Source organism: Achromobacter sp. Marseille-Q0513 (assembly GCF_018195695.1).
In the GTDB taxonomy this organism is placed as follows: domain Bacteria; phylum Pseudomonadota; class Gammaproteobacteria; order Burkholderiales; family Burkholderiaceae_B; genus Achromobacter.
The window spans coordinates 20,292-27,638 of sequence record NZ_JAGTJY010000069.1 but is presented as its reverse complement, the minus strand read 5'-3'; the positions used below and the strand labels follow the sequence as shown (position 1 = coordinate 27,638).

Sequence of the window (7,347 nt, the reverse complement as noted above, 5' to 3'; positions counted from 1 at the left end):
CCGTGGCCGGCTGCGGGGCGGCGGGGGGGGGCGGGCGGGCCTGGGCGGAATACTGGGCGGGCCGCAGCGCGGCCAAGCCGGCGTGCTTCTGAGGCGGGCAGGGGCCGGCCGGCAAGCGCGGGGCCGGCCGCCGCGCAGCGCTAGCGGCGCGCGGGAAGCTGGCGCAGCGCCTGCGCCAGCCAGTCGAACAGCAGCGGATCCGAGAAGCCGGCGCGCACCGGCACTTCCCACAGGCGCGCATCGTGCAGCGCCGCGCACTTGATGGCGTCCTTGGATGTCACCAGGATGCTCTCGGCCGGCCAGTCCCGGAATGGGGACTGCGCATAATCATGGTGGTCGGGCAGCGCCAGCGCGGGCTCGGGCGTGATGCCGGCGCCGCGCAGCGTCGCGAAGAAGCGTTGCGGATTGCCGATGCCGGCCGCGGCGGCCACGCCGGGCCTGCCGGCGAACGCCGCCAGCGGACGGGTCGCGCCGCCCTCGATCTGGCGCGCGTCGCCGGGTTCCAGCCACATCCTGGCCTGGCGCGGCCGCGCCGTCGGAGCGGCTTCCTGCGCGCCGGGCACGCCGATATTGGTCACTACCGCATCCACTTCGCGCAGCCGGCTGGCCGGTTCGCGCAGCGGGCCGGCCGGCAGCAGGCGGCCATTGCCGATCCCGCGCTCGTCCTGCACCACGATTTCCACGTCGCGCGCCAGCGCCAGGTGTTGCAGGCCGTCATCAGAGACGATCACGTCCACGTCGGGATGCGCGCGTAGCAGCGCCTGGGCGGCCAGCGCGCGCCTGGGATGCACCGAGACCGGCGCGCCGCTGGCGCGCGCGATCAGGGCGGGCTCGTCGCCGAATGCCGACGCGGCCAGCGCCGCGCCATGCCCGACGCGCGGCTCGGGGCCGATCTTCGCGCCATAGCCACGGCTGACCACGCCCGGATTGAAGCCGCGCGCGCGCAGTCCTTCGACAGTGGCGATCACCATGGGGGTCTTGCCCGTGCCGCCCACGTAGACGTTGCCGATCACCACCACCGGCACCGGCGCGCGGTAGGCCGGCTTGCGTCCGTCGCGGTATTGGGCGCGCTTTCTCGCGACGGCCCAGGCGGTCAGCGCCGACAGCGGCAGCAGCAGGGTGGAGAGCCAGCCGCCGTGCTGCCACTGGCGCGCGAGCAGCGTGGCGGAGGATCGGGGGGCGCTCACCGGGCGGTCTGGGCGGCGAAATTGACGCGGCCGATGCCCGCCAGCCGGGCGGCTTCCATGACGTTGATCACGGACTGGTGCGTGGCCTGCGCGTCGGCGTTGATGACGACCAGCGGTTCGGTCTTGCCGGCCGCGGCCTGGCGCAGCGCGTCGGCGATCTCGGGCGGCGTGGATACGTCGATCAGGGTGCCGTTGAGCGCATAGCGCCCGTCCTGGCTGATGGCGACTTCCAGCGCGGGCGGCGTGTCCTGCTCGGCCGAGGCCTGGGGCAGGGTGACCTTGAGCTGGGTGAAGCGCGCGAAGGAGGTGGAGGCGGCCAGGAAGATCAGGATGACCAGCAGCACGTCGATGAGCGGGATCAGGTTGATGTCCAGCTCATCGCGCTCGCCGCGGGAACCGCGGAAATTCATGGGCGCGCCTCGTGGCGGCCGGGCGGATGGGCATGGCCGGACGCGACCGCGCGCGCCAGGCGGGCGGCGGCCTGCTCCATGGCGCTGAGGTAGCCGTCGACGCGGCCGCGCAGGTAGCGATGCGCGATCATGGCCGGAATGGCGATCAGGATGCCGAAGCCCGTGTTGTACAGGGCGATGGAGATGCCGCGCGCCAACTGGGCGGGGTCGCCGCCGCCGGGCGTGTAGGAGCCGAAGATCTCGATCATGCCGATCACGGTGCCGAACAGGCCCATCAACGGCGCCACCATGGCGATGGTGCCGATGGCGGCGATGTAGCGGCCGAGGTCATGGGCGACGGCGCGGCCGGTGTCCTCGACCGCGCTGCGCAATTCCTCGCGCGGCAGGTGGCGGTGGCGAATGACGTCGACCAATACGCGGCCCAGCGGGGAGTTGCGTTCCAGCTTGCCGAGCGATTCGGGGGTGTCCTGGTGGTTGCGCAGCATGTCGGCGACCTGTTCGGTCAGGCCGCGTGGCATGACCAGCCCGCGGCGCAGGGACAGCAGGCGCTCGAATATCAGGGCCAGACCCAGCACGGATGTCGCCAGCAGGGGCCAGATCGGCCAGCCGGCCTCGCGCAGTATGGTTAGCAAAGCGGTGAACTCCAGGGCGTGCCGGGGCGCGCGTCGACGCGCATCGGCATCGGATGCAAGCCGGAACTGTAACGGCGCGGCGGGGATGTGGCAAGGCCGCCCGGCGGGCAAAACTATCCACAGAATCTGTGGATAATTCTGTGCAGAAGTTGCCAGGAATGCTTATGGGCGCTGGGCTTACAGTCCTTTGCTTCAATTTCGCGCAGTGTTGTTTTCATGTAAATACCATATAAATCAACGACTTGCTATGTAAATGCTGGCTCTGGGGCCGATGGGCGCACAAGGCCCTGAACAAGGTATGATTGCGGCCCGCCCCGTATGCCCTGTGGACAGGTATGCACCGGAAAGCCTTATGACAATTGAGTTCTCGGTCACAAACAACGTATTTGCGCGGGATATCCTGACGGTTGCCCAGCTGAACCAAGCCGTGGGGCAGTTGTTGGAGCGCAGCATCCCGGCAATATGGGTGCGCGGAGAGATTTCCAACTTCACGCAGGCGGCTTCCGGGCATTGGTACTTCACGATCAAGGACAGCCGCGCCGCCGTGCGGGCAGTCATGTTCCGCAGCCGCGCCAGCGCGGTCGGTTTCGTCCCCCGCGCCGGCGACCAGGTCGAGATCCGGGCGCGCGTGTCGCTGTACGAACCGCGCGGCGACTACCAGCTGCAGGTCGACGCCATGCGCCGGGCCGGGCTGGGCAACCTGTACGAAGCCTTCCTGCGGCTCAAGGAGCAGCTGGCGTCCGAGGGGTTGTTCGACCCGGCGCGCAAGCGCGAGCTGGCGCCGCTGCCTCGGGCGATCGGCGTGATCACCTCGCTGCACGCGGCCGCGCTGCGCGACGTGCTGTCGGCGCTGGCCCGCCGCGCGCCGCAAGTTCCCGTCATCATCTATCCGGCCCCGGTGCAGGGCGCCGACGCGGCCGGCCGGCTGGCCGCGCAAGTGCGGCTGGCCAATCAGCGCGCCGAAGTGGACACCCTGCTGCTGGTGCGCGGCGGCGGCAGCATCGAGGATCTCTGGAGCTTCAATGACGAGACGCTGGCGCGCGAGGTCGCGGCCAGCGCCATTCCGGTGGTCAGCGGCGTGGGCCATGAAACCGACTTCACCATCGTGGACTTCGTGGCCGACCTGCGCGCGCCCACCCCGACCGCGGCGGCGGAGCTGGCCTGCACTCCGCGCGGCGAGCTGCTGGGCCGCGTCATGGACGCGGCGCGCACGCTGGCGCGCGGCCAGCAGCGGCGGCTGGAGCGGGCCGCCCAGCGCCTCGACCGCGTCGCCGGCCAGCTGGTGTCGCCGGCGCAGCGCCTGGAACATCAGCGCGAGCGCCTGAACAGCCTGGGCTTCCGGCTGGCGTCCGCCTGGTCCGCGCCGCAAGGCGCGCGCAGCGCGCGCGTCGCCTTGCTGGCGCAACGCCTGGAACACCGCAAGCCCGACACGCGCCGCGCCGCCGAACGCGTGGCGAACGCCGCGCGGCAACTGGGCCAGGCCCATGCGCGGCTGCGGCTGCAGGCGCGCAATCGGCTGGCCGCCGCCGGCGCGCAGTTGCGCGCGCTGGATCCGGGCAATACGCTGGCGCGGGGATATGCGATCGCCCGCGACGCGCAGGGACGCATCCTGCGCGATGCCGCCAGCCTGCAGCCTGGACAGGCGCTGGAGTTGCGTTTCGCGCGCGGCGGCGCGCAGGCCGAAGTCACCCAGGTCCGGCCGGAGTCCGACGCGTCCTGAACAGGATGCCTGGTCCGGGCCGCAAGCGCCCGGTTCGACAGTCTCTTGCAAGGCAAACACATGCTGCGAAAAGCGATTGCTTGGCCCGTCGCCGGCCTGCTGGCCGTTGGATCGATAGGAATGCCGGCCTGGGCCGCGTCGGGCGCGGACGCTGCCGCGCCGCGCGCCCAGGTCGAGGTGCCCCTGGCGGACAGCGCGGTGCCGGTGCCCGCGCCGCCTCCGCCCGTGGCGCGCAAGGATCCGGCCCGGGACTGCGATTGCCAGTCGCCGTACCGCGACTATCCCAAGGCGGAAACGCCCGAGGTCCGGACCTTGTTCGAGGCCGCGCGGGCCAACGACGAGGCCGCGTTCACGGCCGCCCTGGCCGGCGTGCCGCATCCCGGTGACTATGCCGACGACGGCCGGCCGTTGCTGCACGTGCTGCTGATGCCGCCGCGCGGCCTGCGTTCCAAGCATGTCTATTGGGACATGCCGAAGGACGAAGCCGCGCGCCTGCGCGACGAGCACCGCGCCGCGCTGCCGGCGCGCACGCGCATGCTGGCGGCGCTGCTGGCCACCAAGCCGGCGCTCAACGATGCCACGTACCAGTCGCGCCGCACGGCGCTGCAACTGGCGCTGCTCTATGGCTCGCCGCAGATCGTGGACATGCTGCTGGCGGCCGGCGCCGATCCGAACCAGGCCGGCGACGAAGGGCGCAAGCCGCTGGAGTTCCTGCTCGATCGCGATTTCGAGTTCGCGATCCGCATGACCTATCTGCCGCGTCTGGTGGATCGTCCGGACATGGCCCGCATGGTGCAGGCGCTGTTGAAGGCGGGCGCGCAGCGGCCCTTCCTGGGGCTGGACGATGCCAAGCCGGGCGGCGCGAGCGCATTGACCGACGCCGCCGGCGAGCCCAGGCGCATGGCGGATTTCCTGAGCTGGAATCCGCTGGTCGAACTGACCGAGGGCGGCGACGTGCTGCGCGCCTTCGCCGCCACCGGCACGCGCCCGGCCTTCGACAACGAATTGAGTCCGCTGGCGCTGGCGGCCTACACCGGCAACGCCGGCGCCGTGCCCGCGCTGATGGAACTGGTGCCCAGGACCATGCCGGCCAGCGGCCATGGCGAGAAGGGCGTGCGCGATGTGTGGCTGGATGCGGCCCAGGCCGCGGTGATTGGCGGTCATCCGGAGATCGCCGTGCAATTGCTGCAGGCGGGCATGCCCTACGCGCAACGCGGTCCTCTCACCGGGTCGTCCAATCCCCTGTTTCTGCGTATCGAGGGGGGCGACCGTCCGATCATGAATCTGGCCGCGCAGCGCGGCGACACGGTCACCCTGCGTCGGCTGGTGGAGCTGGGCGCGCCGGTCGAGGGCGACGCCAGCGAGCGCTATGGCAATACGCCGCTGGCCGAGGCGGTCGCGCAGCGACGGCCGGAGGCGGCCCGGATCCTGCTCGCGGCCGGGGCCGATCCGGCACTGCAACGGGACAGCTACGACAGCCGTTCGGCGCTGGAGCAGGCGGTGACGGCCGGCGATACCGCGCTGTTGCGCGAACTGCTGAAGGCGGCGCGGCCCGACACCTTGCAGGCGCTGATGCGTCATCCGACCCGCTCGCCGGTGCTGCTGGCACTGCGGCAGCCGGGAGCCGACGGGCTGGCCATGCTGCGGCTGTGGGTGGACGCCGGTTTCGACCTGAAGACGCTGGACGCGGATGCCATCCGGCAGGCCGTGAGCAGCCGGAACGAGGCGCTGGCCATCTATCTGATCGATGCGGGCGTGCCCGTCAATCCGCGGCCGCCGGCGGCGGACGCCAGTGGCGACGGCGCGTCGCAGGACCGTGCCGACGAGCCACCGCTGCTGGCCGCCGCGACGCTGCGCCAGGATGCCATCGTCGATCGCCTGCTGGCCAAGGGAGCCGATCCGGCCGGCCTGGCCGCGGACGGGCAGAGCGCGTTGTATTGGCTGATCGCGCAAGGCAATCAGGCGGGGCTGGAACGCCTGCTGCGCGGCGGTGCGCGGCTGGATGATCCGCGCCTGCCTCGGGCGCCCGCGCACTACGCCCTGATCAACGCCGCCGCCGGGTCCGGCGACATCGCCCTGGCGCGTCGCGTCGCGCAGGCCACGGGGCAGGGGCTGGACCGCGCCTGCCTGCCCGACGGCGGCGAATTCCGCCTGCTCGACGAGCCCGGCTATTTCGCCGGCCTGCAGGAATTGGGCTTCAACGGCGGCCCCGCCGATTGCGGCGCGCCGTTGGGACGGCGCGTGCTGGCGGCCCTGCTGCAGGGCCGCGAGCTGATCGTGGCGCGGCGCGACACGGCCGTGGACGTGCTGCGGCGGCTCAAGGCTGGCGGCACCGACCTGCAGGCGCCGCAGGAAGGCGGTGAAACGCCGTTGAACGCCGCCATCCGGCTCGGCCGCAAGGATCTGGCCGATGCGCTGCTGGCGGCGGGCGCCGATGCCGATGCGCCCGACCGCCAGGGCCGCAGCCCGGCCTGGACCGCGCTGGAGACCGGGCAGCCCGAGATGCTGGCCCTGCTGGCCACGCACAAGGCGCGCTTCACGCAGGTCGCCGCGCCGCCGGGCCAGGATTTCGCGCAGGTCCTGCTGTGCCAGGCCGCGCCCGCCTTCAGCGAAGCGCTGGCCGCGCAGGGCGTGTCGTTGCAGCCGCAATGTCCGGTGCAGGCCGCCGCGCCGCATGGCCGCGGCGCGAGCAAGGCGGTCAGCAAGTCGGCCGCGTCGCAGCGACTGCCGGGCCATTACTACCTGCAAGGCGTGCGCGAGGTCGGCAGCGAATTGGTGCTGTCCGAGGACGGCAGCTTTGACTACCTGATGAGCTACGGCGCGGTGGACATCAGCGCCAGCGGCGCCTGGCGCAGCGACGGCAAGCAGGTCTACCTGGACACGCCGCCGCTGCAGCCGTTCTCGGCGGTGGCGGGCGTGCGCGTCAGCGGCGAGCCGGCCCGGCCAGGCAATCTGACCGTGCGCGTGTACTACCAGGGCAGGCTGGTCAGGGCGGACGTGGCCATGTCCTCGGCCAGCGACGACTACGCCGGCGCGCCGCGCGAGTCCGAAGGCGAGGACGGCGTCAGCGCGCCCGTAGCCGCCGCCGGCAAGCTGCGCGCGCTGGCCGTGTTCGTGCCGCTGCCCTCGGGCGCGCGCTGGCATTTCGTCGATGTGTCGAAACTGGATCCGGCGGCGCGCGCCATCCGCATCGACCTGACTTTGCCGCAAGCCGCGTCGGCCTCGCCGCTGCATACTTCAATGATGTTGCGCGAAGATGGCTCGCTGGTCGAAACGCGCGGGGGCAGGGCGCTGCGCTACGCGAAAGAGTAACGTTCGCATTTGCGCGCCGCGACCCGCGCCGGCGCGCATTTGCTCATGCCTGCTTAACCCGCGCCAGCTCGGGGTTAAGCCGGTAT

The 7,347-nt window shown here is 71.8% G+C and carries 5 protein-coding genes; 2 read left to right on the top strand and 3 right to left on the bottom strand.

Going from position 1 to position 7,347, the window contains the following annotated elements; translation table 11 throughout:
* Window positions 1–140 precede the first annotated feature (140 nt).
* From lpxK to KDH83_RS15570, 3 genes are read right to left on the bottom strand one after another with little or no spacing between them, the layout of a single operon-like run.
* Complete coding sequence (gene lpxK / locus KDH83_RS15580) at window positions 141–1,187, bottom strand: tetraacyldisaccharide 4'-kinase (RefSeq protein ID WP_212317435.1); 1,047 nt, start codon at window positions 1,185–1,187, stop codon at window positions 141–143.
* The gene (locus tag KDH83_RS15575; RefSeq protein WP_103275159.1) at window positions 1,184–1,597 is read right to left on the bottom strand and encodes a biopolymer transporter ExbD; all 414 of its coding nucleotides are present in this window, start codon (window positions 1,595–1,597) and stop codon (window positions 1,184–1,186) included. Before KDH83_RS15575 ends, lpxK begins: the two co-directional genes overlap by 4 nt.
* Window positions 1,594–2,229 (bottom strand): MotA/TolQ/ExbB proton channel family protein, encoded by a 636-nt coding sequence (locus tag KDH83_RS15570; RefSeq protein WP_212317433.1) that lies wholly within the window; start codon window positions 2,227–2,229, stop codon window positions 1,594–1,596. The genes KDH83_RS15575 and KDH83_RS15570 overlap by 4 nt, the downstream gene beginning before the upstream one ends.
* Before the next feature lie 352 nt (window positions 2,230–2,581).
* Between KDH83_RS15570 and xseA the strand changes: the two genes are divergently transcribed.
* Together xseA and KDH83_RS15560 are read left to right on the top strand one after the other, a co-directional pair.
* Window positions 2,582–3,949 (top strand): exodeoxyribonuclease VII large subunit, encoded by a 1,368-nt coding sequence (gene xseA, locus KDH83_RS15565; protein WP_212317431.1) that lies wholly within the window; start codon window positions 2,582–2,584, stop codon window positions 3,947–3,949.
* A gap of 60 nt (window positions 3,950–4,009) precedes the next feature.
* On the top strand, window positions 4,010–7,261 hold the full coding sequence (locus tag KDH83_RS15560) for an ankyrin repeat domain-containing protein (protein WP_212317429.1): 3,252 nt from the start codon (window positions 4,010–4,012) through the stop codon (window positions 7,259–7,261).
* Window positions 7,262–7,347 lie beyond the last annotated feature (86 nt).

What these genes read in the sequence shown, in the direction of transcription:
- KDH83_RS15560 (WP_212317429.1), top strand. Translation starts at nt 4,010, where the DNA reads ATGCTGCGAAAAGCGATTGCTTGGCCCGTCGCCGGCCTGCTGGCCGTT.
- KDH83_RS15575 (WP_103275159.1), bottom strand. Translation starts at nt 1,597, where the DNA reads ATGAATTTCCGCGGTTCCCGCGGCGAGCGCGATGAGCTGGACATCAAC.
- xseA (WP_212317431.1), top strand. Translation starts at nt 2,582, where the DNA reads ATGACAATTGAGTTCTCGGTCACAAACAACGTATTTGCGCGGGATATC.